Here is a 25780-nt window from a genome sequence, read left to right as displayed (position 1 = left end):
TGGTGGGTTTTGCGGGCCGGGTGGGGTTCAGGCCACCCGACGTTGGTCGTGCGCGAGACGGGCGCGGAGCCCGCTGTGCACGGAGATGTACGTCGGCGTCTCACGTCCGGTGACACGTCCGAGGCCGGAGACGAGGCGATCGACCAGTTCGACGAGGTCGCGCGGATCGGTGTTCTGACGAGCCGTGATACTGACGTGGAGCACGGGCTCGTCGTCGATCGTGTTCGCGGTCACCGAGGAGCCCAGCACCTCGTCGCGCTGTGCCAGCGATGCGGTGATCGCCTCCGACACGAACGACTCGGTGACGGTGACCCTGCCGAGCGGAGTCTCGGACCCCGTGGAGCGGAGCACCGTCCGCGAGCGCCGACCACCGATGCTGAAGAGCACGCGGACGAGGAGCGCGATCAGCACCACCAGCGCGGCGACCACTCCGACGCCGAGCCAGCTGACGGTCGAGCCGCCGATGACCGTGGCGTCGCGGGCGACGACCAGAGCGTCGATGACGCTCGCGCCACCCGTGGCCCAGACGGAGCCGGCTGCCGGCCACGCCGCGGCGGTCGCGACCGCTCCGCCGACGACGAGGACGACGATCCCGATGAGCAGCACCATGGTGCGGTTCAGCGCGCGATTGGTGGCGTTCATGCGGCATCCTCCTTCTGATCCTGTCGGGCGATCCGCACGCGGGTGCGCACGGAGCGGGCGAGATCCCAGCGCGACACCTCGGCGTCGCTGAGGCGGGTCACGGCGGATTCGTCGAGCGGGATGCCGGGCGCCGGGCGCACGGTGACGTCCACCGAGCGGTGGCCGACGCCGACGGTGATGCGATCGGGCTCGATGCCGGTCTCGTCGCTGAGGTGCCGCGCGAGCGCGGCGGCGAGGACGCCGTTGTCGACGACGACGGCGCGGCCTCCCCACGAGAGCTCGTGCTTGGAGAGGCGACCGGGTGTCAGCGCCACGATCACGAGCCACAGCCCGATGAGCGCGATGACGACACCGGCGGCGATGACGAGACCGGCAGGCCCGTTCTCGGGCAGGCTCGAGGCCCACGCGAGGACGTCTCCTGGCGCCGCGACGAGCGCGGGCTGCGCCGCGAGGTACAGCACGACCTCGACGGCGACGTAGGCGAGCGCGGCGATGACGAGCGCGACCGCGACGATCATCGCGACGGTGCGCGGCGAATGCGTCTCGCGCCGGACGACACGTCGGAGCACGGGTGTGGTCGTCATCGGACTCGCTTCCTTTCGGGGATTCGGGCGCCGGTCACGGTGAGATCGACCCGGACGATGTCCCGGCCGAGCACCCCGGCGAGGTGTGCACGGATCTGCTCCTGGAGAGAGGCGGCTCGCTCAAGGACGGGGACGACGTCCCGGAGGGCATCGTCGTCGTCGAGCGGCGGGATCGGAAGCGGGCTGCGGAGCGTGATCGCCATGCCCCCGCGGTGGTCGGCCACGTCGACCGACACATCCCCGCGGGGAACTCCGATCGCGGTGGCAGCTGCCTGTTCGGCGATCTTGACGAGCACCCGCTCCTTGACCTCGGTCCGGCCGGCCACGGTGTCACCCGCGGCGACGGCCCGCGAGGGACCGTCGCCGGCGGGTGCGTACTCGTCGGCGCGCATCAGGACGTGCGCCGACCCGTGAAGGCGTCCGTCACAGCCCGGAGATCGAGCTGGCCGGTCGCGACCCGACCCACGACCGCGCCGATCGCCATGAACAGGGCGACGAGGAGGAATCCCCAGAACCCGAACAGGAGGGCGGCGGCGGCCAGGATGGCGCCGATCAGGGCGCCTGTCGTGGTGGCACTCATGAGACGCGCGACTCCTCGGTCTCCTCGGCGTCCTCGCCCGGGAGGTGCACGTCGTCGACGGTCACGTTGACCTCGACGACCTCGAGCCCGACCAGGCGGGTGATCGCGCCGGCGACAGCCGTACGCACCTGCGAAGCGACCTCGTGGACGGGGGTGGGGTACTCGACGACGATCGTCAGGTCGACGGCAGCCTGGGTCTCGCCGACCTCGACCTTGACGCCCTGCGTCAGGTCGGTCGCGTTGATGGCGTTGCGGATCGCGCCGAGGGCGCGTGCTCCACCGCCGCCGAGGGCGTGGACGCCGGGGATCTCGCGAGCGGCGATGCCTGCCACCTTGGCGACGACACCGTCGGCGATCACGGTGCTGCCCGAGGCGGCCTGCGCGTCGCCCGATGCGACGGGGGTCGTGCGGTCGACCCGCGGGGCGCTGGCGGCGCTGCGCGCGGTGACGGGGGCTGCGGGGGTCTTCTGGTCGTCGGTAGCCATGTCCTACTCCTCTGATGAGTCACGTTGCCTGAGCCTCTCGGCGTCAGGTGGCCGTGTTCTTTCGGCCTCACAGATAAGAGGGTCAGTCCCGCAGTTTCGTCACAAAAAAGTTCCGACCACTTTTCGGGGGCGTCGGATCAGTGGATCCGGGCCACCTGCACGCTGATGTGGGCGTCTGCGGGAGTGTTCGCGAGGAGCGCGTCGGCGACGCGTCGAGCGGCTGCCGGGGTCTTGTCCGCCGTCGATGTCGCGACGCGGGCCGCGACCGAGGGCCGGCCGTCGCGCATGGAGACGGCGACTTCGGCGAGCCGGTCTTCGGAGGCGCCCGCCGCGACGGCGATGAGCCCCGGGATCTGCGCCACAACCGCGCGCGGCGAGTACACGTCCGTGACGCCGTCGACGGCGCGGATGCGGGCGACCAGGTCGGTCTGGTCGCCGGAAGGCAGGTCGGTCATGCGGTTCACTCCCCCGGGATGGTGCCGTGGAGCTCCTCGACGGAGACGTTGACGGCGGTGACGTTGAGTTCGGTGTGCTCGGCGAGCACGCGGTAGACGAGGTCGCGGAGCGCGACGGTGAGCGCAGGGATGGGGCGCCCCCAGGCGACGGATGCCGTCAGCTCGATCTGCACAGGGGCCCCGGGCGTCTCGGCGTCGCCGACGATGTCGGTGCGGCCGATGTAGATGCCGTCGAGGGCGTCGGCGCTCGACCGCACGAGCGACCGCACCGCGCCCTCCGTGACCGTGATGGTCACGCGGGGATCCGGGTGATGGATCGGGAAGCTCCGGCCCGCGCGCAGCTCGGAGTGAATCGCCGAGAGGATCCCTTCGAACCAGCTCTCCGGCGGGCGCGGCAGCGTCTCCGCGTCGTCGCTGATCAGATCGCGGGAGAGCTGACCGACCCGCTCGAGCGCCTCGATGGCGTTGAGGCACTCGGGACACGATTCGATGTGAGGATCACGAGGGATGCGCCCGTTCTCGATGTACCGGCTCAGCTCGTCGATACTCCGACCGCAGTCGAGGGATGACTGATCGTCGTCGCTCATCATCGCCATCCCTCCATTGTGCGTGCGATGCTCGCGCGAGCTCGCGCGAGCAGTCCTCTGACGGTGCTCTCCGAGATCTCCATCTGCTCGGCGATCTCGGCGTAACTGCACTCCGCGACTTCTCGCAGCAGCCAGCAGCGACGCTGGTCCTCCTTGAGCCCGCTCAGGGCATCAGACAGCGCGACGAGCTGGGCCGACCTGACCGCCGACCGCTCGGGCTGATCGTCCTCCCTCGTGGCGAGCGTAGCCCCCTCGAGGTCGTCCTCGGGAGGCCGCCTGCGCACGAAGGCGAGAGCCTGGCGGCCCGCGATGCGCATGAGCCATGCCCGGACGGCGGACGGATCGCGGAGCGTGGGCAGCTGCTTCCACGCGGTGACGAAGGCGTCCTGCACGACGTCGTCGGTGTCGGACAGCGAGCCGACGATGCGATAGACGTACGCGCGGACGAGTGGCGAGTGCCGCCGGACGATCTCACCGAACGCGGCGGGGTCGCTCTGCGCGGCGCGTTGGACCAGGATCGCGTCGGGGACGGAGACCAATGACGTCACGCTGATCCCTCTCCCGGATGGCCTCCCGACGGCGGATCCTGCCGGGTTGTGCGCTATGGCGAAAGTAGCGCGGGCCCGATCTTCGGCGAAGTTCTTGCGTCGGGCGGCGTCGACGGGTAGTGGACCCGACTCCGGCGGCGAGCGCACCTATACTCGACGTGTCCGGAGACGATGACCGTCGCCGGTGCTCGGAAAAGGGGCACGCAGCCGCAGCGCGAGGACGCGCCGCGAGCGAGACACATACGGCATCCCCGTCACTGTCTCCAGGAGTTCTCCCATGCCTTCCGTCGCCTCCCATGTCGCCCAGACCCTCGCCCAGCACGTCGACCACGTCTTCGGGGTCATGGGCAACGGCAACGCCCATTTCCTCGATGCGCTCGAGCGCTCGACGGCCGCGACCTTCACCGCGGTCCGGCACGAGGCGGGCGGGGTGGTGGCCGCCGATGCCCACCATCGCGCCGGCGGCGGGCTCGCCGCGGCGACGGCGACGTACGGCGCCGGCTTCACGAACACACTGACCGCCCTCGCGGAGGCCGTCCAGGCCCACGTCCCCCTCGTCCTCGTGGTGGGCGACGAGCCGACCTCGGGCCCCCGCCCGTGGGACGTCGACCAGATCGCCCTCGCGTCGGCCGTCGGCGCGCGCACCTACACGGTGGGTCGAGCGGATGCCGCTGCCACCACCGTCATCGCGATCGAGCACGCCCTCTCGTACCGGGTTCCGACCGTGCTCGCGATCCCCTACGACGTGGCGAAGCTCGAGGCGGGCCCGGTTCCTGCAGCCCCTGCGCCCGTCGTGCCGGCCGCCCCCGGACCCACCGGTGCGTTCGCCGCCGAGACCGTGCGCGAGGTCGCGGCGGCACTCGCCGTCGCCCGGCGGCCGCTGCTGATCGCGGGGCGCGGGGCCTGGCTCTCGCACGCGGGGACCGACCTCGATGCCCTCGCCGATGCGACGGGCGCGCTGACGGCGACCACGGCGCTCGGCCGCGGCGTCTTCTCCCGGGTCGACACCGACCTCGGGGTGACGGGTGGCTTCGGGGCGGAGGGCGCGATGCGGACGGTGGCGGATGCCGACGTCGTGGTCGTGTTCGGCGCGTCGCTCAACCAATTCACGATGCGTTTCGGAGCGCTCTTCCGGCCCGGCACGCGGGTCGTCCAGGTCGACACCGCGCCGGCGGCGACCCACCCGCACGTGGGCACCTACCTGCGGGCCGACGCCGCGGCGGCCGCACGCGCCATCCTCACGGAGCTGGAGCGCCTCGGGCGATCGACGACCCGCTGGTGCGACGAGGTCGACGTCGCGCCGCTCCGCGCGTACGAGCCGGGTGACGACCTCGCACCGGACGGACGGCTCGATCCGCGGTCCGCCGCGGCCCGCATCGCGGAGCTCCTGCCGGAGGACCGGGTGGTCGTCTCCGACGGCGGCCACTTCATCGGCTGGGCGAACATGTACTGGCCCGTGGCATCCCCCGACCGGATGATGATGGTCGGAACGGCCTACCAGTCCATCGGACTCGGCTTCCCGTCGGTACCGGGCGCCGCGATGGCGAAGCCCGAATCGACCATCGTGCTCACGACCGGCGACGGCGGCGGCCTCATGGCGATCGCCGACCTCGAGAGCGCCGTGAGAGTCGCGCGCGGGCGGGGCCTCGCGATCGTCTGGAACGACCGCGCGTACGGCGCCGAGATCCACATGTACGGCGTGATGGGCCTCGCGACGGCCCCGATGCTGATCCCGGAGGTCGACTTCGCCGGCCTCGCGAACGCGGTCGGCGCCGAGGGAGTCGTGGTCCGGACCCTGGGCGACCTCGAGGCCCTCGCCCGGTGGCGGGAGCGCCCGGCCGAGGAGCGGCCGTTCCTGCTGCTCGACCTGCGCATCTCGGGCGAGGTGCGGGCGCCGTACCAGGAGGAGATCCTCCAGGTGAACCTCGCCCGCTGAGCGCGCTCAGGCGATCGTCGTGAGGGCGCCGGCCAGGAACCGTCCGAGTCGCTCCGTGTCGGCGAGCGGCACGACGGCGGCCACGTACTGGTCGGGCCGCACGACGACGACCGCGCCGGCCCGGGAGATCGCCCGTGCGCCGAAGATGTCGACGTCGGTCCACGTCGACGGCCCCGAGGCGAAGACTTTCTCCCAGTCGGTGAGCCCGAGCGGACCCGACCGAGGGCGGAAGAGCGCCGGCACCACGCCGAGATCGACCTCGTCGTAGCCCTGTTGGTAGACGACCTTGACGTCGAACACCGCATCGGCGTCGGCTCCGACCGGAGTGTGGCGCTGCTGCGGGCCGCCGGGAGAAGCGAACCACTCGGCCCACCGGCCGAGATCGGAGTCGGCGCCGGGCTGTGCGGCGTCGGCGAACGCGTACACCCGCCAACGGCCGTCGGCGCGGGCGTGGTGGCCCAGGTGGATGACGTTGCCGTCGGCCACGCGCACCACCTCGGCAGACATGAACCGCTTGCCGACCGGGTACCCGGCGGCGAGGTGGCCGCTCTCCCCGCCGTCGACGATCCGGGACGCCTCGTACCGGGTCCTGAAACCGGACGGGAACTCGGCGGTGGCGAGGTAATGCGTGGCGAGGTCCTGCGGGTCGGTGATCTCCTCGGGCTTGCGCGCCATCAGCGACGACCACTCCCTGTCGAAGTCGATCAGCTGCTGGGCGACGGGGCGACGCTCGGCTCCGTAGGTCGACAGGAGCGATGCCGGAGCGAGCCCGGAGAGCACGTGACCCAGCTTCCACCCGAGGTTGAAGCCGTCCTGCATCGAGACGTTCATGCCCTGACCGGCCTTCGCGCTGTGCGTGTGGCAGGCGTCGCCGGTGAGGAAGACCCGGGGCGTCCGGTCGACACCGTCGGGGACGTCGTCGAAGCCGTCGGTCACCCGGTGCCCCACCTCGTAGACGCTGTGCCAGGCGACCTCCCTGACGTCGATCGAGTACGGATGCATGATCTCGTTCGCCCGGGCGATGATGCTCTCAACGGGCGTCTGCCGGACCCGATGGTCGTCGTCCACCGCCACCTCGCCGAGGTCGATGTACATCCGGCTCAGGTATCCCCCCTCGCGGGGGATGTGGAGGATGTTGCCTGCCGAACTGCTGATGGCGCACTTGGTCCGCCAGTCGGGGAAGTCGGTCTCTACGAGGACGTCCATCACGCCCCAGGCGTGCAGGGACGCATCACCCACGTGGACCCGGCCGATCGCCCGGCGGACGCCGCTGCGCGCGCCGTCGCACCCGACGACGTAGCGGGCGCGGACGGTCTGCTCCTGCCCCTCACGGCCGCCGCCGAGGTGCCGCACGCGGACGTCGACGGGCGCGTCCGGCGCTTCGGGAACGTCGAGGTCGACGAACTCGATGCCGTAGTCGGGCGCGATACGGCCGGGACCGTTCGCCGCGGCCTCCGCGAAGTAATCGAGCACGCGCGCCTGGTTGACGATCAGGTGCGGGAACTCGCTCATCTTGAGCGCGTAGTCGTCGGTCCGGGCGGTTCGCACGATCCGCGCCGGGTCCTCCGGGTCGGGCCCCCAGAAGTTCATGTAGGCGATGTTGTACGCCTCGGCGACGATGCGCTCGGCGAAGCCGAACGCCTGGAACGTCTCCACCGACCGGGGCTGGATCCCGTCCGCCTGGCCGAGGACGAGCCGTCCGCTGCGTCGCTCGATCAGCCGTGTCGTCACCTCGGGGAACTGCGACATCTGGGCTGCGAGGAGCATTCCGGCAGGCCCCGAGCCGACGATGAGCACGTCGATCTCGTCGGGCAGGTCGGCGGGCCGGTCGATGCCCGACCCGGCGGCATCCTGTCGCCTGGGATCCCCGGACACGTAGCCGTGATGGTGGAACTGCATGCGGAACTCCTCGGATGGGGCGATCAGACCTTGGCGACGCCGCGGATCGGGCTGACCGACTGCTCCGCCTCGTGGTCGGGATCGAGCGGGATGCCGGAGCGGTCGCGCAGCAGGAGGGTGGCGACGAGTCCGAGCAGGGTCATGCCGGCGAGGTACCAGGTCACCGGAGTCGTCGATCCGAACGCCTGCACCAGCGCCGTCGCGATCGCGGGGGCGAACGCGCCGCCCAGGATCGCGCCGATGGCGTAGGAGATCGAGACGCCGGAGAACCGGATGGATGCCGGGAAGAGCTCGGCGTAGAGGGCGGCCTGCGGCCCGTAGGTGAACCCGAGCCCGATGGTCAGGATCGCGAGACCCAGGAAGAGGATGAAGATGTTCCCGGTGTTGACGAGCGGGAAGAGCGCGAACACGCCGACCAGTTGGAGGAGCCAGCCCGCGATGTAGGTCGAGCGCCGCCCGATGCGGTCGGACAGGAAGCCCGCGACGAGGGTCGAGATCAGCCAGGTGACGGCCGATCCGGCGACGGCCCACAGCACGGGGCCACGATCGAGCGCGAGCGGGCCGTCGGGATTGGTCGCGTATCCCTGGATGTAGCCGCCGGTCGTCATGTAGCCGACGGCGTTGTTGCCGGCGAAGACGAAGGCCGCGATGATCACGAGCAGCGCGTGCCGACGGAACAGCGCGACGATCGGCATCTGCGCGTGCTCCTTGCGCTCGGCGAGTTCGAGGAAGACCGGGCTCTCCTCGACCCGGCGACGCACGTACCAGCCGATGAGGATGAGGACGACGCTCAGCAGGAAGGGCACCCGCCACCCCCACTCGAGGAACTGGTCTCCCGGCGCGATCGCCGTCATGAGGGCCATGACGCCCGAGGCGAGGAGGAGTCCGAGCGGCACGCCGATCTGCGGCGAGGCCCCGAAGGCGCCGCGGCGCTGTTTCGGTGCGTGCTCGACCGCCATGAGAACGGCCCCGCCCCATTCGCCTCCCGCCGAGATGCCCTGCAGGATGCGCAGCAGCACGAGGAGGATCGGCGCGGCGATGCCGATGGTCTCGTATGTGGGCAGCACGCCGATCAGGGCCGTGGCGATGCCCATGAGGATCAGCGTCCACATCAGGACGACCTTGCGGCCGTACTTGTCGCCGAGGTGACCGGCGAGGAAGGCGCCGAGCGGGCGGAACAAAAAGCTGACGCCGACGGTGGCGAAGCCCACGAGCACGCTGTTGGCGCCCAGCGGGGCGAAGAAGAGCTGCCCGAACACGAGGCCCACCGCGGTCGCGTAGATGAAGAAGTCGTACCACTCGACGGTGGTGCCGACCACGGTGGCGAACACGACGCGGCGGCGATCGGCCGCGGTTGCGATCGTGCCGGTGGGGGTGAAGCCCGCGGCTCGTGACGGGGGAAGGGGTGCGCTCATGATGACTCCTGTGTCATTCGACGTCTTTGTCGTATCCCCGATCGGCTGCGCCCGATTGTGGGAGAGGGTTAGATCATATACGATTTGAGATACGACGCAAGAGCGAAGGAGCTCATGAGCATGGAGTCCCCCCAGCCCCGCCCGGCGCCCGCGCTGCCCGCGCGGCCGGGCAAGATCATCGCCGTCCACCTCAGCTACCGGTCGCGCGCAGAGCAGCGCGGCCGCTTTCCCGCCGCTCCGTCGTACTTCTTCAAGCCGTCGAGCTCGCTCGCCGCCTCGGGCGACACGGTCGAGCGGCCCGCAGGAACCGAGCTGCTCGCCTTCGAGGGTGAGATCGCGCTCGTCATCGGCGCACCGGCCCGCCGCGTCGGCGTGCTCGACGCGTGGGGCCACGTCGCAGCGGTCACCGCGGCGAACGACCTCGGCCTCTACGACCTGCGCGCGGCCGACAAAGGATCGAACGTGCGGTCCAAGGGCGGCGACGGCTTCACGCCGCTCGGCCCCGAACTCATCGACGCCCGCACGGTCGACCCGGGCGCACTCCGCGTGCGCACCTGGGTCAACGGGACGCTCGTCCAGGACGACGACACGACGGGGCTCCTCTTCCCGCTCGCCCAGATCGTCGCCGATCTCTCTCAGCACTTCACGCTCGAGCCGGGTGACGTGATCCTCACCGGCACCCCTGCGGGGTCGTCGGTGATCGCGCCCGGCGACGTCGTCGAGGTCGAGGTGGACTCCCCCGACACCGGCACCTCGAGCGGCCGCCTCCGCACCACCGTGACGGCCGGCACGCATCCGGCCGACCCCGCACTCGGGTCGACCCCGACCGTCGACGACACCCAGCGCGAGGAGGCCTGGGGGTCGCGGGCGGCGGCAGGGCTCCCGGACGAGGAGTCGGCATCCGCTCTCTCGCCGGACCTGCGGGAGGCGCTCCTCGCCGTCCCGGTCGCCGCACTCTCCCAGCAGCTCCGGCGCCGCGGCCTCGACAACGTCACGGTCGACGGCGTCCACCCCCTGCATCCCGGCGCGAAGCTCGTCGGCACCGCCCGCACCCTGCGCTTCGTCCCGAACCGCGAAGATCTCTTCACCGCCCACGGCGGCGGCTACAACGCGCAGAAGCGCACGTTCGACACCGTCCGAGACGGCGAGGTCATCGTCATCGAAGCTCGCGGCGAGCGCGGCTCCGGCACGCTCGGCGACGTCCTCGCCCTTCGTGCCCGGGCCCGCGGAGCCGCCGGGGTCGTCACCGACGGCGGTGTCCGCGACATCGAGGCCGTCGCGGCCGTCGGCATCCCGGTCTACACCGTCGGCGCGCATCCCGCGGTCCTCGGGCGGAGGCATGTGCCGTGGGAGGGCGACGTCACCATCGCCTGCGGCGGGACGACCGTGCAGCCCGGCGACATCATCGTGGGCGACGCCGACGGGGTGATCGTCATCCCCCCCGCCGTTGTGGCCGAGGTCGTCGAGGCGGCCCTCGCTCAGGAGAAAGAGGACGCCTGGGTCGCCGCTCGCGTCGCCGACGGCGAGCGCATCGACGGCCTGTTCCCGATGAACGCCGAGTGGCGTGCGCGCTACGAAACCGAACAGGGGCAGGGCGCATGACGGCCACGGACAGCGCGACGCTCAGCAAATCCCAGCTCGCCTACCGCTGGATCAAGGAACGGATCGCCAGTCAGGAGTTCACGCCGGGCTACCGCCTGGTGCTGGGGACTCTCGCGGGCGAGCTGCAGATGAGCGTCGTGCCCGTGCGCGAGGCGATCCGTCAGCTCGAAGCGGAGCAGCTCGTCACCTTCGAGCGCAACGTGGGCGCCCGGGTGTCGATGGTCGACGACTCGCAGTACCGGCTGAGCATGCAGGCGCTGTCGATCCTCGAGGGGGCGGCCACCGCCCTGTCGGCGCGTCGACTGACCCCCGATGACGTCGGGGCCGCCCGCCGGATCAACGAGCTGATGATCGAGACGCTCGCCCACTTCGATCCGCGGGCCTTCACCGCGCTCAACCAGGAGTTCCACGCCACGCTGTTCGGCAAGTGCGCCAACCCGCGCATGCTCGACCTCGTCGAGGCCGAGTGGGCCCGCCTCGGTCACCTCCGCGACTCGACGTTCAGCTTCGTGCCCGGCCGCGCACAGGAGTCCGTGCGCGAGCACGAGAACATCCTCCAACTGATCGAGACCGGCGCCCCTCTCGGGGAGATCGAGAAGGCGGCCCGCCGGCACCGATCGGCCACCCTCGACGCCTACATGATCCACGAGCACCCCGACGAGGCCCTCGGCCTCCCCGCGTTCTGACCCGTCTGCGAAGGAGCACACGATGACCCACCCCACGCCCGCGCTCGACGCGCGACACGTCCCGGCAGACCTGCCGACCCGCATCCGTCACTACATCGACGGCTCCTTCGTCGACTCGGTCGACGGCGCGACCTTCGACGTCCTCGAGCCCGTCTCCAACGAGGTCTACGTGACGGCCGCAGCGGGCAAGCAGGCCGACGTCGCCCTGGCGGTCGCCGCCGCGCGCCACGCGTTCACGGACGGACCATGGCCCCGGATGCTGCCGCGCGAGCGCTCGCGTGTGCTCCACCGCATCGCCGACCTGGTCGAATCGAGCGATGCCCGCCTCGCCGAGCTCGAGTCGTTCGACTCGGGCCTGCCGATCACGCAGGCCCTCGGCCAGGCGCGGCGCGCGGCAGAGAACTTCCGCTTCTTCGCCGACCTGATCATCGCGCAGACCGATGACGCGTTCAAGGTCCCCGGCCGTCAGCTGAACTACGTGAATCGCAAGCCGATCGGCGTCGCCGGTCTCATCACGCCGTGGAACACACCGTTCATGCTCGAATCGTGGAAGCTGGGCCCGGCCCTGGCCACCGGCAACACGGTCGTCCTCAAACCCGCCGAGTTCACGCCCCTATCGGCATCCCTCTGGGCCGGGATCTTCGAAGAGGCGGGACTGCCTCCGGGAGTCTTCAACCTCGTCAACGGCCTCGGCGAAGAGGCGGGTGACGCCCTGGTGAAGCACCCCGATGTGCCGCTCATCTCGTTCACCGGCGAGAGCTCGACGGGACAGGTGATCTTCGCGAACGCGGCGCCCTTCCTGAAGGGACTGTCGATGGAGCTCGGCGGCAAGAGCCCCGCGATCGTCTTCGCCGACGCCGATCTCGAGGCGGCGATCGATGCGACGATCTTCGGCGTGTTCTCCCTCAACGGCGAGCGCTGCACGGCCGGCAGCCGCATCCTCGTCGAGCGCTCCGTCTACGACGAGTTCGTCGAGCGCTACGCAGCCCAGGCCCGCCGCGTGCGGGTGGGATACCCGCACGACCCGGCCACCGAGGTCGGGGCACTCGTGCACCCGGAGCACTTCGAGAAGGTCATGTCGTACGTCGAGATCGGCAAGACGGAGGCGCGTCTGGTGGCCGGCGGCGGACGACCCGAGGGGTTCGACGCCGGCAACTTCGTCGCCCCGACGGTGTTCGCCGACGTGCCGCCGACGGCGCGCATCTTCCAGGAGGAGATCTTCGGGCCGGTTGTGGCGATCACCCCGTTCGACACCGACGACGAGGCCCTCGCCCTCGCCAATGACACCAAGTACGGCCTCGCCGCCTACCTCTGGACGAACGATCTGACCCGCGCACACAACTTCTCGCAGGCCATCGAGGCGGGCATGGTGTGGCTGAACTCGAACAACGTGCGCGACCTCCGCACGCCGTTCGGAGGCGTCAAGGCCTCCGGTCTCGGACACGAGGGCGGGTATCGCTCGATCGACTTCTACACCGACCAGCAGGCCGTGCACATCACGCTCGGCGAACCCCACCACCCCACCTTCGGCAAGAACTGACCCTCCCCCACGCAAGGACGCTGACATGACACACCGCGACGGGATGACGAAGACGTCATCCGGCTTCTACGTCTCCGCCGAGGCCCCCATCCGCGCCGACGACCCGGTCGCCACCCCGGCCTCGCCTGCCCCCGACATCCTGCGCTGCGCATACATGGACCTCGTCGTGACCGACCTCGCGGCATCCCGCCGCTTCTACGTCGACATCCTGGGGCTGCACGTCACCGAGGAGGACGACGAGGCGGTCTACCTCCGCTCGACGGAGGAGTTCATCCACCACAACCTCGTGCTGCGGAAGGGCCCGATCGCGGCCGTCGCGGCGTTCTCCTACCGGGTGCGGAGCCCCGAGGACCTCGACCGCGCCGCCGCGTTCTACACGGAACTCGGATGCCGCGTCGAGCGCCGCCCCGACGGGTTCACGAAGGGCATCGGCGACTCGGTGCGCGTCGAGGATCCGCTCGGATTCCCGTACGAGTTCTTCCACCAGAGCGAGCACGTCGAGCGGCTGTCATGGCGATACGACCTGCAGATACCGGGTGAGCTCGTCCGGCTCGACCACTTCAACCAGGTCACCCCCGATGTCCCGCGCGCTGTCCGGCACTACCAGGACCTGGGCTTCCGGGTGACCGAGGACATCCAAGACGACGAGGGCACCGTCTACGCCGCATGGATGCGACGCAAGCCCACCGTGCACGACACTGCGGCGACCGGCGGCGACGGCCCCCGCATGCACCACGTCGCCTTCGCGACCCACGAGAAGCACAACATCCTCGCGATCTGCGACAAGCTCGGGGCGCTCCGCCTGTCGGATGCCATCGAGCGCGGTCCCGGCCGGCACGGCGTCTCGAACGCGTTCTACCTGTACTTGCGCGACCCCGACGGGCACCGAGTCGAGGTCTACACGCAGGACTACTACACCGGCGACCCCGACAACCCCGTCATCACCTGGGACGTGCACGACAACCAGCGCCGCGACTTCTGGGGCAACCCCGTCGTGCCGTCGTGGTACACCGAGGCCTCCCTCGTCCTCGACCTCGACGGCAACCCGCAGCCGGTCCGCGCGCGGGAGCACCGGAGCGAGATGGCCGTGACCATCGGCGCCGACGGGTTCTCGTACACGCGCGAGGGCGATGCCGAGGAGATGCCGTCGTACAAGCAGGGCGAGTACAAGTTGGGTCACCAACTGTGAGCGGGCGGATGCTGACGAACGAACAGATCGCGTCGATCGCCGCCGAGCTGGCCGAGGCCGATCGGACCCATGGGGTCATCCCACGCATCACCGCGCGCTACCCCGACGCGACCGTCGAGGATTCGTACGCGATCCAAGGCGTGTGGCGCGACCGTATGATCGCCGGCGGCCGCCGCCTGGTCGGTCGCAAGATCGGCCTGACGTCGAAGGCGATGCAGCAGGCGACCGGCATCACCGAACCCGACTACGGCGTCATGTTCGATGACACGGTCTACCGATCGGGCGACAGCATCCCCGTCGATCACTTCTCGAATGTCCGCGTCGAGGTGGAACTGGCCTTCGTCCTGGCCGCGCCCCTCGAAGGACCCGACTGCACCCTCGACGACGCCCTCGAGGCGATCGACTACGCGGTTCCCGCGCTCGAGGTGCTCAACTCGCACATCGAGCTCGAGGGCCGCACGATCGTCGACACGATCAGCGACAACGCGGCCTACGGGGCGATGGTGCTCGGCGACGAGCACCGCCGGCCGGACGAGCTCGATCTGCGCTGGGTGCCCGGCGTCCTGTCGCGAAACGGTGAGATCGAGGAGACCGGCGTCGCGCAGGGCGTCCTCGGCCACCCCGCCGCGGGGGTCGCCTGGCTGGCGAACAAGGTCCACCAGCACGGCGACCGCCTGGAGGCGGGCGAGATCATCCTCGCGGGGTCCTTCACCCGGCCCGTCTGGGTCTCGCGCGGCGATGACATCCGCTGCGACTATGGTCCGATGGGAGTGATCGAATGCCGTTTCCGCTGAATCCGACCTTCCGCGACGCGCTGGCCGGCGCCGACCGTCCGCTCGCCGGCATCTGGGTCTGTTCCGGGTCCCCGCTCGTGGCCGAGATCTGCGCCGGTGCCGGGTTCGACTGGATGCTCATCGACATGGAGCACTCCCCCAATGGCCTCGAGTCCGTGATGGCGCAGCTGCAGGCGGTTGCGGCGTCGCGTGTGACGCCGGTCGTGCGGGTGCCGATCGGCGATGTCGTCACGATCAAGCAGGTCCTCGACGTCGGCGCGCAGAACATCCTCGTGCCCATGGTCGACACCGCCGAGCAGGCGGCCGACGCCGTCAGCGCCGTGCGGTACCCGCCACGCGGTCGCCGGGGTGTGGGCGCGGCGCTCGCCCGCTCGGCACGCTGGGGCAGGGTCGACGACTACGCCGTCGAGGCAGACCGGCATGTGTCCCTCTTCGTGCAGGTGGAGACCGCGGCGGGTGTCGAGAACGCAGCGGCGATCGCGGCGGTCGACGGCGTCGACGGCGTGTTCGTGGGGCCGAGCGACCTGGCCGCATCGATGGGGCTCCTCGGGCAGCAGACGCACCCCGACGTGACCGCGGCGGTGAGGCGCGCGTTCGCCGCAGTGCACGCGTCCGGCACGCCCGTCGGAGTGAACGCCTTCGATCCGGATGCCGCCCGGGCGTACGTCGACGCAGGGGCGGACTTCCTCGCCGTCGGCGCCGATGTCACCCTCCTGGCGAGGGGATCGGAGACCCTCGCCGCACGCTGGACGACGGCGCCGAGCGGCTAAAAAAGCGTTTTCTCCGGCGCCTTCTGTGCCATAGGGTGTGGGGATGGCCCGCCTCGACCAGATTCAGATCAGAGATCCCTACGTGCTGACGGACGAGCAGGACGGACGCTATTGGCTGTTCGGCAGCACGGATCCGAACATCTGGGATGGGCCGGCCATCGGGTTCGACACGTGGTGGAGCGACGATCTCGAGGTCTGGCACGGTCCGATCCCGGCGTTCCGCCCGGCACCCGATTTCTGGTCGCACACGCAGTACTGGGCTCCGGAGGTGCACCCCTACGCCGGAGCGTTCTACCTCTTCGCGACCTTCACGGCCCCCGGGTTCACGCGCGGAACCCAAGTACTCCGCGCCGAGCGCCCGGAGGGCCCCTATTCGCCGTGGTCGGATGGCCCCCTCACTCCTCGGGCATGGGAATGCCTCGACGGAACACTGCACGTCGAGGACGGAATCCCCTACCTCGTCTTCTGCCACGAGTGGAAGGACGTCGGCGACGGCGAGGTCCATGCGATCCGCCTGACCGACGACCTTCGCGACACCGTCGGCGAACCGGTCCTTCTCTTCTCCGCGTCGACCGCGCCGTGGTCTCAGCCGATCCCGCGCCCGGAGTTCGAACGGGTCCACGTCACAGACGGACCTTTCCTGCACCGCGCTTCCGACGCGCGGCTCATGATGCTGTGGTCGAGCGGTGGAGCGTCCGGCTATGCGATGGGTGTCGCCGTCTCGACGTCCGGGTCCGTACTCGGCCCATGGCATCAGTCCGCCGAACCGATCTGGTCCGCCGACGGCGGGCACGGGATGATCTTCCGCGATCTGATGGGCGGGCTCAACCTGACCCTCCACTCACCGAACGACACCCCGAACGAACGGGCACGGATCTTCCCTCTCGAGGAGACAGCCGACGGCCTCGCTCTGCGGCGATGACGAGCGGAGACAGATCAATCGAAGACGGGCGCCACGAACCGCGGGCCGCCGGCGTGCTCCGGCCGCCCCTCGCCCACCCGGACGATCTGGTTGGCGGAGACCGACAGCTCGAGATCGAGACCCGGCATCCGGAGAGTGCCGGACACGGTCGCCGGACTGAGACCCACCACCGTGTCCACTGCGCCCGACGGATCGACGGTCACCCGCCACCCTCGCGGGAACGTGACGAAGGCGGCGCCATCGCGAAAGACCTCGATCGTCTCGTCATCTCCCACCAGTTCCCAGCGATGCCCGTCTATGGCGCGACGGAACGCGAGCGTCTCAGCCGAGGCGCCATGCTCGAGACGCGTCGGAGTCAGGCCCGACAGCCACACCGAACCGTCGCCCCGACGCATCACGCCGCTGAGCCGTTCGAGCGCATCGAGGTACCAGAGGATGGCGGGCGCGTACACCTCGGTGTACCCGGCATCTCCCGACCAGGGGTCCAGGCATTGCGGGAACCGTCCCTCGATGGCGAGGGCTGACAGCACGGGCGCCGCCGTCAACGCGAGCTCCGCGACGTGCCCGTGGCGGTCGAAGGCGTCGGGGGCGCGAAGCAGTGCCAGGAAGTTGACCGGCCCACCCCAGGAGTTGCGGCCGGAGTCGTGGTCGAAGCGGGGGTCGTCCATCGCGATGGTCGTGAACCCGTAGTGAGCGAGGAACTTCCGGGTGTTCATGAGATAGCGGTGGAGGCTCGCTGCGAAGAACTCGCCGTCTCCGACTTCGCAGGCGAGAACCCGCGCGAGGACGTCCGTCGCGATGCGCACGTGGGCGCCTGAGCCGTCACGGTCGTAGAACTGGCCGTCCTCGGCCACGAAGCACTGATCGTACAACGCCGCGCGGGACTCTGCTGCCGCCTGCGACCATGGCCCGGGGTCGTCTCCGAGTTCCTGTGCGATGAGGGCGAGATACTCGCGCTGGCACGCTACGTTCGCGGTCAGGTCGGGAGCGATGTACGGCATGAGGGGAGCGGACGGATCACAGTGGCGCGCATCCGCATGCAGGGCACGATCAGGAGCGAACCAGAATCGCGGTGACAGGTCGTGGCCGGTGTCGAAGGCGCAGAAGGCCTCGACGCCGCCCGTGGCGCGGGTGTTGCGATAGCGCAAGAGCCACGCGTCGTGCCGGACCATGGCGCCGTAGAGCGCCGCGAGCAGCTCGCGGTCGCCCGTCGCGAGGTAATGACGCCAAACGGTGCGGGCAAGCGGCGTCACCATCTGGATCTGGCTGAACCCCGGCCCGGTGGGCGCCACCTTGTACGGGATCATGCCATCCTCGCGCTGGTGCACCGCGAATTGTCGCAGCGTGCGCGCGGCGACATCGGGAGCGAACCGAGTGAGGACGTCGACGTTCACCGTTCCCGTGCTCTCGATCCAGCATCCGTCGTACGGGCCGCCCTCGTTCAGGACTGGATCGGCCCCGATGATCGGCCGGATACACGACGACAGCTCGCGGAGCGCGTCGTCCCACCGGCGTTCGAGCGGCCCGCCGCGCGCGACGAAGCGCACATCGGCCCGCGCCATCTCCTCGCCGAGCGGAGTGCCGGCGATGCCGGCGCGCGCGGCCACGTCCGCGGAGCGCAACGCGCGCAAGGTGTCCTGGCGTCGCAGGGCTGTCATCGATTCTCCTTCTCTGTCGGCGGCGGTCGGTGGCGGACGGCCCGGAGACCGCCCGCCACCGACCTCACGTCATCCGAGCGCGGATGTCAGCTCATCGACCCAACGCTGGCCGGCCTCCTGCGGAGTGGCCCGGCCGAAGAGGACCTCGGACTCCATGCGCTGAGACAGCTCGTTCATGATGGCGCCCCCCGCCGGCTGCGGCGGAGCGACGACGCCCTCGTCGAGGACCACTTCGACGTAGTCGGCAGCGATCTGACTCGGTCCGCTCAGGAGCGGGGAGACCACTTCGAGGGTCGCGGGGTTGAAGGGGACGCCTCGGGTGTCGAGGATCAGCTTCGCCGCTTCGGGCTCGTGGAGGAACCAGTCCACGAGGAGGGCGGCAGCCTCGGGATGCTTCGTCGCGGCGTTGATCGACCAGAAGGCGGAGGGCAGCAAGGCGACGCCTGAGATGTCGGTGGAGGTGGGCGGCAGCATCATCTGGACGTCATCACCTGCCGTCGAGTAGGCGCTCATGAGATTGCTGTACCCGAACGTGATGGCGGCTTGCCCCAGGGTGAACGGCTGCTGGTCCGGCGGAAGAGCCCAGTTCGCCGTGACGACCGACGGGTCGGGGAGCGCGCCGGCCGCGGCGAGCTCCTCCTCGATCTCGTACCAGCTCGCCATCTGATCGGCGGTGACGCCAAGGGTGCCGTCCCAGTCGTACATCCCGACCTCGCTCACCTGACCGGCGTAGGTGCCGATGATGTCGTGGATGCGCAAGTCGATCCCGACGATCTGCTGTCCACCCTCCGTCTCGAGACCGGCATCGCCGATCTCACCCGCGGCGTCGATGAGGTCTTCCCACGTCCAGTCGCCGGTGGGGACCTCGACGCCCGCTCGTTCGAAGATCTCCCCGTTGATGAAAGCCGCCGTGGCGTTGCCGCCGGTCGGCAGGCCATACAGCTTCTCGTCGACGATCGCATTGGTCAGAGAGAACTCGGGGTAGTCCGACGTGTCCAGCTGTTCGCTCACGGTGCCGAGATCGAGCAGCGCGCCGAGCGAACCGTACTCCTGCGGCTTGGCCCCACCCAGGGCGAAGACATCCGGTGCCGTATCCGCACCGGCTCCGAAGTCCGTCGCCAGCCGGTTGAAGAGGTCATCGGGCGCGCCGACCGGCGTCTCCACGACGGTGATGTTCGGATACTCGGCCTCGAACTTGTCGATGACCTCTCCGAAGAGGACAGCCCGGGCGTCGTCGCCCCACCAGGAGATCTCGAGTTCGATCTCCTCATCGGGGTCGAACCCGTCGCCGGCAGGAGACCCGGCGCCGGAGCACCCGGCGAGAGCGAACACGGACACGGCCGCGACAGCGCCGATCGTTCCGCGGATAGCTCGTTTACGCATCATTGCGCCTCATTTCAGGTTGTTGCCGTGGATCGCCGACATCGGCGAGAAATCGCTTTCTCGGGGAAGCTAGCACTGCTCGCGATGCGGAGTCAAGAAATGTGCTCAGCGGCAACAAACTTGTGATCCCGCTCCCCGCAGGCAAGCTCGGCTCAGCGCCGAACGGGCGCCGCGGTGGATCGCCTGACCTCGAGCCGCGGCTCGAAGAGCGCGTGCGGCCCCGGATCCGCCCCCGCCATCACCGCGCGCATCTGGCTCCACGCCAGAACGCCCAGCTCCGCGTGCGGCACCGATGCGGACGTCAGCGCAGGGTCGAGGAACCGGGCGAGAGGGATGTCGTCGAAACCGGTCACCGACACGTCACGGGGCACCTGAACGCCGAGTTCCCGCAGACCTCCGATGAGCCCGATGGCCACCAGATCGTTGAACGCCATCGCGGCCGTCGCACCGCTGGCCCGAACGGCGTCCGCTGCTGCGCGCCCTTCCTCAGACCCGGCTCCCGCGGCGATCCGGCGGATGGTCACATCGGAGTTCACCGCGAGGAAATCCTCGATCCCCCGCTCGCGCAACGCATTGGACGCACTCCGCTCGGGGCCGTAGACATACGCCATGTCGCGGTGACCCATGTCGTACAGGTGCTGCGCGATGACCTCGATGCCGCGACGGTAATCCACGGCGAGAGACGGCGCGGACGATCCTTCGACCCGCCGATTGACCAAGACCACCGGTCCCAGGCGAGGGATCAGAGCGGCCAACTCCTCCTCCGGCATGCGGGGGGCGCAGAGGACGATGGCATCCGTGCGCCGTCGGATCTCCATCGCGAGCGGCGCCTCTTCCGCCGCCGACTCCCCCGAGTCGGCCACGAGGACACGATATCCGTCACCGGCGGCCGTCTTACTGAGGCCCGCGAGCACCGACTGGAACGAGGGGTTTGCCAGATCGGGTACCACGAACGCCACGACGTGCGTGCGCCCGAGCGCCAAGCTCCGGGCCACGGGGCTCGGCGCATAGCCCAGTTCGGCGATCGCGCCTCTGACCCTCTCCGCGATCGCTGGCTCGCCGGCGAACCGATTGTTCGTCACTCGGGAGACCGTCGCCGGTGAGACACCCGCGGCCTTCGCCACGTCGGCAATAGTCGCGTTCCCCCGATGTTCCGCCACGGAGCTCCTCCCGTCGAGCGCGTGCTGACACCCGGACGCTCACACGATACCGGGCGGTCGCTTGACGAATCGACGAACAGAGGTCAATAATCATCCCTGCGAGAAACCGCTTTCTCATATGCTGTGGTTTCCGACTAATTCACGAATGATGAGGAGGTCATGTGAGCAGCCTCGGCGAACTCCGCACGATCGCACGATCGCGGAAAGCCACGACCCCGACGCGCGTGAAGGTGCGATATCCAGACAACAAGGCGGCGTTCTTCTTTCTGCTCCCCTGGTTGATCGGAACTCTCGGCCTGACCCTCGGCCCAGTCCTCGCATCGCTCTACCTGTCTTTCACCGACTACAACCTGCTGCAGCCTCCGGTGTGGGCCGGGCTCGACAACATCACCGAGATGTTCGGCGACGCCCGCTTCTGGAATTCGATGAAGGTCACGACGATCTACGTCCTGGTCGGCGTTCCGTTGCAGCTCGCCCTGGCGCTGGGCCTCGCACTGCTTCTCGATAAGGGGATGCGAGGCCTGCCGTTCTACCGGTCGGTCTTCTATCTGCCGTCGCTGCTCGGCGGGTCCGTGGCGATCGCGATCCTCTGGCGGCAGGTATTCGGCAAGGAGGGACTGGTCAACGGGTTCCTCGCCGTCTTCGGAATCGAGGGCCCCGGGTGGATCGGCCACCCGGACTACGCGCTGGGGACACTGATCGTCCTGCACGTATGGACCTTCGGCTCTCCGATGGTGATCTTCCTCGCCGGGCTCCGGCAGATCCCCGAGATGTACTACGAAGCGGCCTCCATCGACGGGGCGGGTCGGCTGCGGCAGTTCTTCTCCATCACCTTCCCCCTCCTCACCCCGGTGATCTTCTTCAACCTGGTCCTTCAGATCATCTTCGCCTTCCAATCGTTCACACAGGCCTATGTCGTCTCCGGCGGCACCGGTGGCCCGAGCGACGCGACGATGTTCTTCACATTGCTGCTCTACAAGGAGGCGTTCACCGAGCTCGACATGGGCTACGCATCGGCGATGTCCTGGTTCCTGCTGCTGGTGATCGCCGCGTTCACCGCGTTCAACTTCTGGCTCTCGAAGTATTGGGTGTTCTATGACGACTGAAACTGAAACCCTCGTCCGCCCGGACGCCGTGATCCGGCCCCGACCGCGCAGGCGTCCTGTCGGTCGGCGAAGCGGCATCCGTTCGATCATCAAGCACACGCTGCTCGTGCTCGTGTCGCTCATCATGATCTATCCGCTCATCTGGCTCGTCGTCTCGAGCCTCAAGCCGAACGATGAGATCTTCCGAGACCTCAGCATCTTCACGACGGATGTGACCTTCGAGAACTACGCGAACGGGTGGAACGACCTGCAAGCGCCCTTCGGCGTCTTCCTGGTCAACTCGTCGATCATCGCCCTCGGCGCGATCGTCGGGAACCTGCTGTCGTGCTCGATGGCGGCCTATGCGTTCGCCCGGCTCCAGTTCCGTGGGCGCACGATCGCCTTCGCGGTGATGCTGGGCTCGATCATGCTGCCTTTCCAGGTCCTGCTCGTCCCCCAGTTCTTGATCTACAAGGAACTCGGATGGTTGAACACCTTCCTTCCTCTCATCGCGCCGAAGTTCCTCGCGACGGAGGCCTTCTTCATCTTCCTCATGGTCCAGTTCATCCGTGGTCTGCCGAAGGAGCTGTTCGAGGCGGCCCGCGTCGACGGTGCCGGCCAGATCCGCAGCTACTTCCAGATCACCCTGCCCCTGATCGTCCCGTCCCTCGCGACGACCGCGATCTTCACCTTCATCTGGACGTGGGGAGACTTCTTCGGCCCCTTGATCTACCTGCGCCTGCCCGAACTCTTCCCCGCCTCGCTCGCTCTGAAGGGGTTCCTCGATGCGCAGTCGAGTTCGGACTACGGCTCGATGTTCGCAATGAGCGTCGTGTCACTGATCCCGCTCTTCCTCGTCTTCCTGTTCGGCCAAAGATTCCTGCTGCGAGGGGCGGCAACGTCCGGACTGAAATAACGGGCAGTGTTCTGTGCGCCCCGCATTCATGAGCGGCGCACAGAACACGGGAGCGATTGGGGTGTCGGGCGTGTAACAAATCGACCCGGCTGATCGTCCCGACGGAGACGGCAGGCGAGAATGGGGCTCGGCACCCGACGACAGCCTTCGGGAGACGCCGATCCCTCAGCCGAGGTTCTCGGCCCAAACGGAGGCCCGCATGTCCCGTCGTTCCGCTCTGCGCATCGCCCTGCTCTCGACCACCGCCGCCTCGGCGCTCCTCCTGGCGGGATGCGCCGGAGCGGGCCCGTCGACCACGCCCTCTGCCGCCGTCGACGGCCAGCCGTCGCCCGACGATCTCGTCACTCCCGGCACCTTCACCGTCGCGACCGGTGAGATCGCCTACTTCCCGTACGTGATCGACGACGAGCCCGAGTCGGGCGAGGGGTTCGAGTCCGCGGTCGCCTACGCAGTCGCAGACAAGCTGGGCTTCGCGAAGGATGAGGTCACCTGGGTGCGGACGAGCTTCGAGGCGGCCATCGCGCCCGGACCGAAGAGCTTCGACATCAACATCCAGCAGTACACGATCACCGACGAACGCAAGCAGGGCGTGGACTTCTCCTCCCCCTACTATGCGGCGAGTCAAGCTGTCGTGGCCGTCAAGGGCGGCGCGGCCGACGGCGTCGATTCGCTCGCGGGTCTCGCCGACCTCACCATCGGAGTGATGGCGAACTCGACGAGCGCCACGACACTCGCCGAGACGGCGCCGGATGCCGAAGCGAAGGCGTACAACTCGAACGAGGATGCCGTCGCGGCGCTGAATGCCGGTCAGATCGACGCCATCGTGCTCGACCTGCCCACGGCCTACTTCGCGACCGCGGAGTACATCGAGGATTCGTTCATCGTCGGCGAGCTTCCCGCTGCCGGGATCCCCGACGAATGGGGCCTGCTCCTGGCGAAGGATTCGCCGCTGACCGACGCGGTGACGGATGCCGTCGACGAACTCCGTGACGAGGGAACCCTTGCCGAGATCACCGACGAGTGGCTCGGTTCGGGGCAGGGCGTGACGCTCCTGGAGTGACCGGGCGCTAACGTCGATTCGTGACAACACTTCCTCCCCCGAGCGCGCTCGAGCTCGACCGACGGGCCTACCGTCGAGGACGCGAGCGCCGCTCGGTGTGGGTGGCGATCGTCTCGACACTCGTCTTCGCGGGCGTCGTCTGGCTCACGGTCATCAACACCCCGGGGTGGGCGGCCGTCCAGCAGACCTTCTTCGACCCGGCGATCGCCGTCCAGGCTCTGCCGAAGGTGTGGGACGGGTTCCTCATCAATGTGACGGTCCTCGCGTTCTCGGTCATCACCGTTGGAATCGTGGCCCTCGTCGTCGCCCTCCTGCGTACGCTCCCGGGCCCGGTGTTCTTCCCCCTCCGCGTCCTCGCGGCCGGCTACACCGATCTCTTCCGCGGTGTTCCCTTCATCATCGTGCTGTACCTCGTCGGCTTCGGGCTGCCGACGATCCTCGGCGAGAGGGTCAACGAGATCCTCCTGGGCGTCGTTGCCGTCACCCTGACGTACTCGGCCTACGTCGCCGAGGTGATCCGTGCCGGCATCGAGTCCGTACACCCCTCTCAACGCCTCGCGGCACGCGCGCTCGGCCTCGGCCATGCGCAGACGCTTCGCCGAGTCGTACTCCCCCAGGCGCTGCGCCGGATGACGCCGCCGCTTATGAACGACTTCATCTCCATGCAGAAGGATGTCGGACTCATTTCGATCCTCTCCGCCGTCGACGCGATCGCCGGCGCGAAATCTGTCGTCGCCGTGACCTACAACTTCACGCCCTACGTGGTCGCGGGCCTGCTGTTCGTCCTTCTGGCGATCCCGACGATCCGACTCACCGACTGGTACACCGCCAGACTCCGCGAACGCGAGCAGTCGGGATCCCTCCTGTGACCGCGCTCCTCCGCGCGACCGGCATCCGCAAATCATTCGGCGACCGCGAGGTGCTGTCCGGCGTCGATGTCGCGCTGGCCACGCACGAGGTGGTCGCCCTGATCGGAGCGAGCGGTTCGGGCAAATCGACCCTCCTCCGCTGCGTCGGCCTCCTCGAACCGATCGACGACGGCCAGATCTTCCTCGGAGACGAGGACATCTCCGATCCTCGCGTCGATGGCAACCGCGTACGCGCGCGCCTGGGTGCTGTGTTCCAGAGCTTCAACCTCTTCCCGCACCTCTCCGTGCTCGACAACGTGACGCTCGCGTCCCGTGTCGTCCATCGGATGCCGCGAGCCGCCGCCGAGGACCGCGCCATGTCGCTCCTCGCACGGGTCGGGCTCGAAGCGCACGCGAAGAAGCATCCCGACCGTCTTTCCGGCGGGCAGCAACAGCGCGCGGCCATCGTCCGGGCGATCGTGACCGAACCGGAGGTGCTCCTCCTCGACGAGATCACCTCCGCTCTCGACCCGGAGCTGGTTGGTGAAGTCCTCGAGCTCGTGCGGGAGCTAGCCGCAGACGGCACCACGATCCTCATGGCCACCCACGAGATGGCCTTCGCCCGAGATGTCGCAGACCGCGTGATCTTCCTGGATGCCGGCACCATCATCGAAGAAGGCTCGCCGGCACAGGTGCTCAAGCGCCCGCGCGAAGCGCGCACGCGCGAGTTCCTCGCACGCTTCACCGCCTGATCGCCGCGCGAAAACCGGTGCGGTGCGTCGGATGCACCCGACCGCGCGCGCACCGCCCGGTGTCGCGCCGGAATTGAGCACCCACCACCCTGTCAGGGCGAACTGACGCGTTAACGCACGAAAGCCCCGACCAGCATTGGTCGGGGCTTTCGTATAAAAGAAGTCCGGCGGTGTCCTACTCTCCCACAGGGTCCCCCCTGCAGTACCATCGGCGCTGTGAGGCTTAGCTTCCGGGTTCGGAATGTAACCGGGCGTTTCCCTCACGCTATGGCCGCCGAAACACT

At 69.0% G+C, this 25780-nt stretch carries 26 protein-coding genes and 1 rRNA gene; 13 read left to right on the top strand and 14 right to left on the bottom strand.

Annotated features, from left to right (window positions below; genetic code table 11):
- Nucleotides 1-27: 27 nt before the first annotated feature.
- The 8 genes from ACJJV7_RS05895 to ACJJV7_RS05860 form a co-directional block, all read right to left on the bottom strand.
- Nucleotides 28-642, bottom strand: coding sequence for a hypothetical protein (locus ACJJV7_RS05895; protein ID WP_405373108.1), 615 nt, complete (start codon nt 640-642; stop codon nt 28-30).
- Nucleotides 639-1226: a DNA/RNA endonuclease G gene (locus ACJJV7_RS05890; protein ID WP_405373107.1), complete on the bottom strand. Its 588-nt coding sequence runs from the start codon at nt 1224-1226 to the stop codon at nt 639-641. Before ACJJV7_RS05890 ends, ACJJV7_RS05895 begins: the two co-directional genes overlap by 4 nt.
- Nucleotides 1223-1618 carry a hypothetical protein gene (locus ACJJV7_RS05885; protein ID WP_405373106.1) on the bottom strand — a complete coding sequence of 132 codons (396 nt, stop codon included), beginning with the start codon at nt 1616-1618 and terminating at the stop codon, nt 1223-1225. The genes ACJJV7_RS05890 and ACJJV7_RS05885 overlap by 4 nt, the downstream gene beginning before the upstream one ends.
- Entirely contained in the window at nt 1618-1806 is a 189-nt protein-coding gene (locus tag ACJJV7_RS05880; protein ID WP_405373105.1) for a DUF2273 domain-containing protein, read from the bottom strand. The genes ACJJV7_RS05885 and ACJJV7_RS05880 overlap by 1 nt, the downstream gene beginning before the upstream one ends.
- A complete protein-coding gene (locus tag ACJJV7_RS05875; protein ID WP_405373104.1) occupies nt 1803-2291 on the bottom strand; it encodes an Asp23/Gls24 family envelope stress response protein in 489 nt (162 codons plus the stop codon). The genes ACJJV7_RS05880 and ACJJV7_RS05875 overlap by 4 nt, the downstream gene beginning before the upstream one ends.
- Nucleotides 2292-2428: 137 nt before the next feature.
- Entirely contained in the window at nt 2429-2746 is a 318-nt protein-coding gene (locus tag ACJJV7_RS05870; RefSeq protein WP_405373103.1) for a hypothetical protein, read from the bottom strand.
- 5 nt (nt 2747-2751) lie between these two features.
- Nucleotides 2752-3342 carry an Asp23/Gls24 family envelope stress response protein gene (locus tag ACJJV7_RS05865; protein ID WP_405373102.1) on the bottom strand — a complete coding sequence of 197 codons (591 nt, stop codon included), beginning with the start codon at nt 3340-3342 and terminating at the stop codon, nt 2752-2754.
- On the bottom strand, nt 3333-3881 hold the full coding sequence (locus ACJJV7_RS05860) for an RNA polymerase sigma factor (RefSeq protein ID WP_405373101.1): 549 nt from the start codon (nt 3879-3881) through the stop codon (nt 3333-3335). Before ACJJV7_RS05860 ends, ACJJV7_RS05865 begins: the two co-directional genes overlap by 10 nt.
- A gap of 277 nt (nt 3882-4158) precedes the next feature.
- Between ACJJV7_RS05860 and ACJJV7_RS05855 the strand changes: the two genes are divergently transcribed.
- A complete protein-coding gene (locus ACJJV7_RS05855; RefSeq protein WP_405373100.1) occupies nt 4159-5817 on the top strand; it encodes a thiamine pyrophosphate-binding protein in 1659 nt (552 codons plus the stop codon).
- A gap of 6 nt (nt 5818-5823) precedes the next feature.
- On the opposite strand, the gene ACJJV7_RS05850 is transcribed toward ACJJV7_RS05855, so the two are convergent.
- Nucleotides 5824-7716, bottom strand: a complete 1893-nt coding sequence (locus tag ACJJV7_RS05850; protein WP_405373099.1) for an FAD-dependent monooxygenase — start codon at nt 7714-7716, stop codon at nt 5824-5826.
- Between the two features lie 23 nt (nt 7717-7739).
- Nucleotides 7740-9131, bottom strand: coding sequence for an MFS transporter (locus ACJJV7_RS05845; RefSeq protein ID WP_405373098.1), 1392 nt, complete (start codon nt 9129-9131; stop codon nt 7740-7742).
- A 114-nt stretch (nt 9132-9245) separates the two neighbouring features.
- Here ACJJV7_RS05845 and ACJJV7_RS05840 point away from each other — a divergent pair, with 114 nt between their 5' ends.
- From ACJJV7_RS05840 to ACJJV7_RS05810, 7 genes are read left to right on the top strand one after another with little or no spacing between them, the layout of a single operon-like run.
- A complete protein-coding gene (locus ACJJV7_RS05840) occupies nt 9246-10733 on the top strand; it encodes a fumarylacetoacetate hydrolase family protein (RefSeq protein ID WP_405373097.1) in 1488 nt (495 codons plus the stop codon).
- On the top strand, nt 10730-11419 hold the full coding sequence (locus ACJJV7_RS05835) for a GntR family transcriptional regulator (protein ID WP_405373096.1): 690 nt from the start codon (nt 10730-10732) through the stop codon (nt 11417-11419). The genes ACJJV7_RS05840 and ACJJV7_RS05835 overlap by 4 nt, the downstream gene beginning before the upstream one ends.
- Nucleotides 11420-11441: 22 nt before the next feature.
- On the top strand, nt 11442-12959 hold the full coding sequence (gene hpaE / locus ACJJV7_RS05830; protein ID WP_405373095.1) for a 5-carboxymethyl-2-hydroxymuconate semialdehyde dehydrogenase: 1518 nt from the start codon (nt 11442-11444) through the stop codon (nt 12957-12959).
- Nucleotides 12960-12984: 25 nt separating this feature from the next.
- A complete protein-coding gene (hpaD, locus tag ACJJV7_RS05825; RefSeq protein ID WP_405373094.1) occupies nt 12985-14148 on the top strand; it encodes a 3,4-dihydroxyphenylacetate 2,3-dioxygenase in 1164 nt (387 codons plus the stop codon).
- Between the two features lie 8 nt (nt 14149-14156).
- On the top strand, nt 14157-14942 hold the full coding sequence (locus ACJJV7_RS05820; RefSeq protein ID WP_405373093.1) for a 2-keto-4-pentenoate hydratase: 786 nt from the start codon (nt 14157-14159) through the stop codon (nt 14940-14942).
- Nucleotides 14927-15712, top strand: a complete 786-nt coding sequence (locus ACJJV7_RS05815; RefSeq protein ID WP_405373092.1) for an HpcH/HpaI aldolase/citrate lyase family protein — start codon at nt 14927-14929, stop codon at nt 15710-15712. Before ACJJV7_RS05820 ends, ACJJV7_RS05815 begins: the two co-directional genes overlap by 16 nt.
- A 43-nt stretch (nt 15713-15755) precedes the next feature.
- The gene (locus tag ACJJV7_RS05810; RefSeq protein ID WP_405373091.1) at nt 15756-16634 is read left to right on the top strand and encodes a glycoside hydrolase family 43 protein; all 879 of its coding nucleotides are present in this window, start codon (nt 15756-15758) and stop codon (nt 16632-16634) included.
- 14 nt (nt 16635-16648) lie between these two features.
- On the opposite strand, the gene ACJJV7_RS05805 is transcribed toward ACJJV7_RS05810, so the two are convergent.
- From ACJJV7_RS05805 to ACJJV7_RS05795, 3 genes are all read right to left on the bottom strand, one after another.
- Nucleotides 16649-18292 carry an MGH1-like glycoside hydrolase domain-containing protein gene (locus ACJJV7_RS05805; RefSeq protein ID WP_405373090.1) on the bottom strand — a complete coding sequence of 548 codons (1644 nt, stop codon included), beginning with the start codon at nt 18290-18292 and terminating at the stop codon, nt 16649-16651.
- A 69-nt stretch (nt 18293-18361) separates the two neighbouring features.
- Nucleotides 18362-19678 (bottom strand): ABC transporter substrate-binding protein, encoded by a 1317-nt coding sequence (locus tag ACJJV7_RS05800; protein WP_405373089.1) that lies wholly within the window; start codon nt 19676-19678, stop codon nt 18362-18364.
- Between the two features lie 149 nt (nt 19679-19827).
- A complete protein-coding gene (locus ACJJV7_RS05795; RefSeq protein WP_405373088.1) occupies nt 19828-20799 on the bottom strand; it encodes a LacI family DNA-binding transcriptional regulator in 972 nt (323 codons plus the stop codon).
- 224 nt (nt 20800-21023) lie between these two features.
- Between ACJJV7_RS05795 and ACJJV7_RS05790 the strand changes: the two genes are divergently transcribed.
- The 5 genes from ACJJV7_RS05790 to ACJJV7_RS05770 all read left to right on the top strand — a co-directional run bounded on the left by ACJJV7_RS05790 (nt 21024) and on the right by ACJJV7_RS05770 (nt 25496).
- A complete protein-coding gene (locus ACJJV7_RS05790) occupies nt 21024-21941 on the top strand; it encodes a carbohydrate ABC transporter permease (protein ID WP_405373519.1) in 918 nt (305 codons plus the stop codon).
- Nucleotides 21931-22836, top strand: a complete 906-nt coding sequence (locus ACJJV7_RS05785; protein ID WP_405373087.1) for a carbohydrate ABC transporter permease — start codon at nt 21931-21933, stop codon at nt 22834-22836. Before ACJJV7_RS05790 ends, ACJJV7_RS05785 begins: the two co-directional genes overlap by 11 nt.
- 199 nt (nt 22837-23035) lie before the next feature.
- Complete coding sequence (locus tag ACJJV7_RS05780) at nt 23036-23896, top strand: ABC transporter substrate-binding protein (protein WP_405373086.1); 861 nt, start codon at nt 23036-23038, stop codon at nt 23894-23896.
- A 20-nt stretch (nt 23897-23916) separates the two neighbouring features.
- On the top strand, nt 23917-24765 hold the full coding sequence (locus tag ACJJV7_RS05775; protein WP_405373085.1) for an amino acid ABC transporter permease: 849 nt from the start codon (nt 23917-23919) through the stop codon (nt 24763-24765).
- Nucleotides 24762-25496 (top strand): amino acid ABC transporter ATP-binding protein, encoded by a 735-nt coding sequence (locus ACJJV7_RS05770; RefSeq protein WP_405373084.1) that lies wholly within the window; start codon nt 24762-24764, stop codon nt 25494-25496. Before ACJJV7_RS05775 ends, ACJJV7_RS05770 begins: the two co-directional genes overlap by 4 nt.
- Before the next feature lie 162 nt (nt 25497-25658).
- On the opposite strand, the gene rrf is transcribed toward ACJJV7_RS05770, so the two are convergent.
- A 5S ribosomal RNA gene (rrf, locus tag ACJJV7_RS05765) occupies nt 25659-25775 on the bottom strand.
- Between the last annotated feature and the right edge of the window lie 5 nt (nt 25776-25780).

The organism is Microbacterium sp. Ld4, assembly GCF_045066555.1.
Taxonomy (GTDB): domain Bacteria; phylum Actinomycetota; class Actinomycetes; order Actinomycetales; family Microbacteriaceae; genus Microbacterium.
This window is presented reverse-complemented; position numbering and strand designations above follow the sequence as displayed.

Bases quoted from the DNA above. Each gene is read 5' to 3' on its own strand.
- ACJJV7_RS05895 (WP_405373108.1), bottom strand. From the start codon at position 642: ATGAACGCCACCAATCGCGCGCTGAACCGCACCATGGTGCTGCTCATC.
- ACJJV7_RS05890 (WP_405373107.1), bottom strand. From the start codon at position 1,226: ATGACGACCACACCCGTGCTCCGACGTGTCGTCCGGCGCGAGACGCAT.
- ACJJV7_RS05885 (WP_405373106.1), bottom strand. From the start codon at position 1,618: ATGCGCGCCGACGAGTACGCACCCGCCGGCGACGGTCCCTCGCGGGCC.
- ACJJV7_RS05880 (WP_405373105.1), bottom strand. From the start codon at position 1,806: ATGAGTGCCACCACGACAGGCGCCCTGATCGGCGCCATCCTGGCCGCC.
- ACJJV7_RS05875 (WP_405373104.1), bottom strand. From the start codon at position 2,291: ATGGCTACCGACGACCAGAAGACCCCCGCAGCCCCCGTCACCGCGCGC.
- ACJJV7_RS05870 (WP_405373103.1), bottom strand. From the start codon at position 2,746: ATGACCGACCTGCCTTCCGGCGACCAGACCGACCTGGTCGCCCGCATC.
- ACJJV7_RS05865 (WP_405373102.1), bottom strand. From the start codon at position 3,342: ATGGCGATGATGAGCGACGACGATCAGTCATCCCTCGACTGCGGTCGG.
- ACJJV7_RS05855 (WP_405373100.1), top strand. From the start codon at position 4,159: ATGCCTTCCGTCGCCTCCCATGTCGCCCAGACCCTCGCCCAGCACGTC.
- ACJJV7_RS05850 (WP_405373099.1), bottom strand. From the start codon at position 7,716: ATGCAGTTCCACCATCACGGCTACGTGTCCGGGGATCCCAGGCGACAG.
- ACJJV7_RS05845 (WP_405373098.1), bottom strand. From the start codon at position 9,131: ATGAGCGCACCCCTTCCCCCGTCACGAGCCGCGGGCTTCACCCCCACC.
- ACJJV7_RS05840 (WP_405373097.1), top strand. From the start codon at position 9,246: ATGAGCATGGAGTCCCCCCAGCCCCGCCCGGCGCCCGCGCTGCCCGCG.
- ACJJV7_RS05835 (WP_405373096.1), top strand. From the start codon at position 10,730: ATGACGGCCACGGACAGCGCGACGCTCAGCAAATCCCAGCTCGCCTAC.
- hpaE (WP_405373095.1), top strand. From the start codon at position 11,442: ATGACCCACCCCACGCCCGCGCTCGACGCGCGACACGTCCCGGCAGAC.
- hpaD (WP_405373094.1), top strand. From the start codon at position 12,985: ATGACACACCGCGACGGGATGACGAAGACGTCATCCGGCTTCTACGTC.
- ACJJV7_RS05820 (WP_405373093.1), top strand. From the start codon at position 14,157: ATGCTGACGAACGAACAGATCGCGTCGATCGCCGCCGAGCTGGCCGAG.
- ACJJV7_RS05815 (WP_405373092.1), top strand. From the start codon at position 14,927: ATGCCGTTTCCGCTGAATCCGACCTTCCGCGACGCGCTGGCCGGCGCC.
- ACJJV7_RS05810 (WP_405373091.1), top strand. From the start codon at position 15,756: ATGGCCCGCCTCGACCAGATTCAGATCAGAGATCCCTACGTGCTGACG.
- ACJJV7_RS05805 (WP_405373090.1), bottom strand. From the start codon at position 18,292: ATGACAGCCCTGCGACGCCAGGACACCTTGCGCGCGTTGCGCTCCGCG.
- ACJJV7_RS05800 (WP_405373089.1), bottom strand. From the start codon at position 19,678: ATGATGCGTAAACGAGCTATCCGCGGAACGATCGGCGCTGTCGCGGCC.
- ACJJV7_RS05785 (WP_405373087.1), top strand. From the start codon at position 21,931: ATGACGACTGAAACTGAAACCCTCGTCCGCCCGGACGCCGTGATCCGG.
- ACJJV7_RS05780 (WP_405373086.1), top strand. From the start codon at position 23,036: ATGTCCCGTCGTTCCGCTCTGCGCATCGCCCTGCTCTCGACCACCGCC.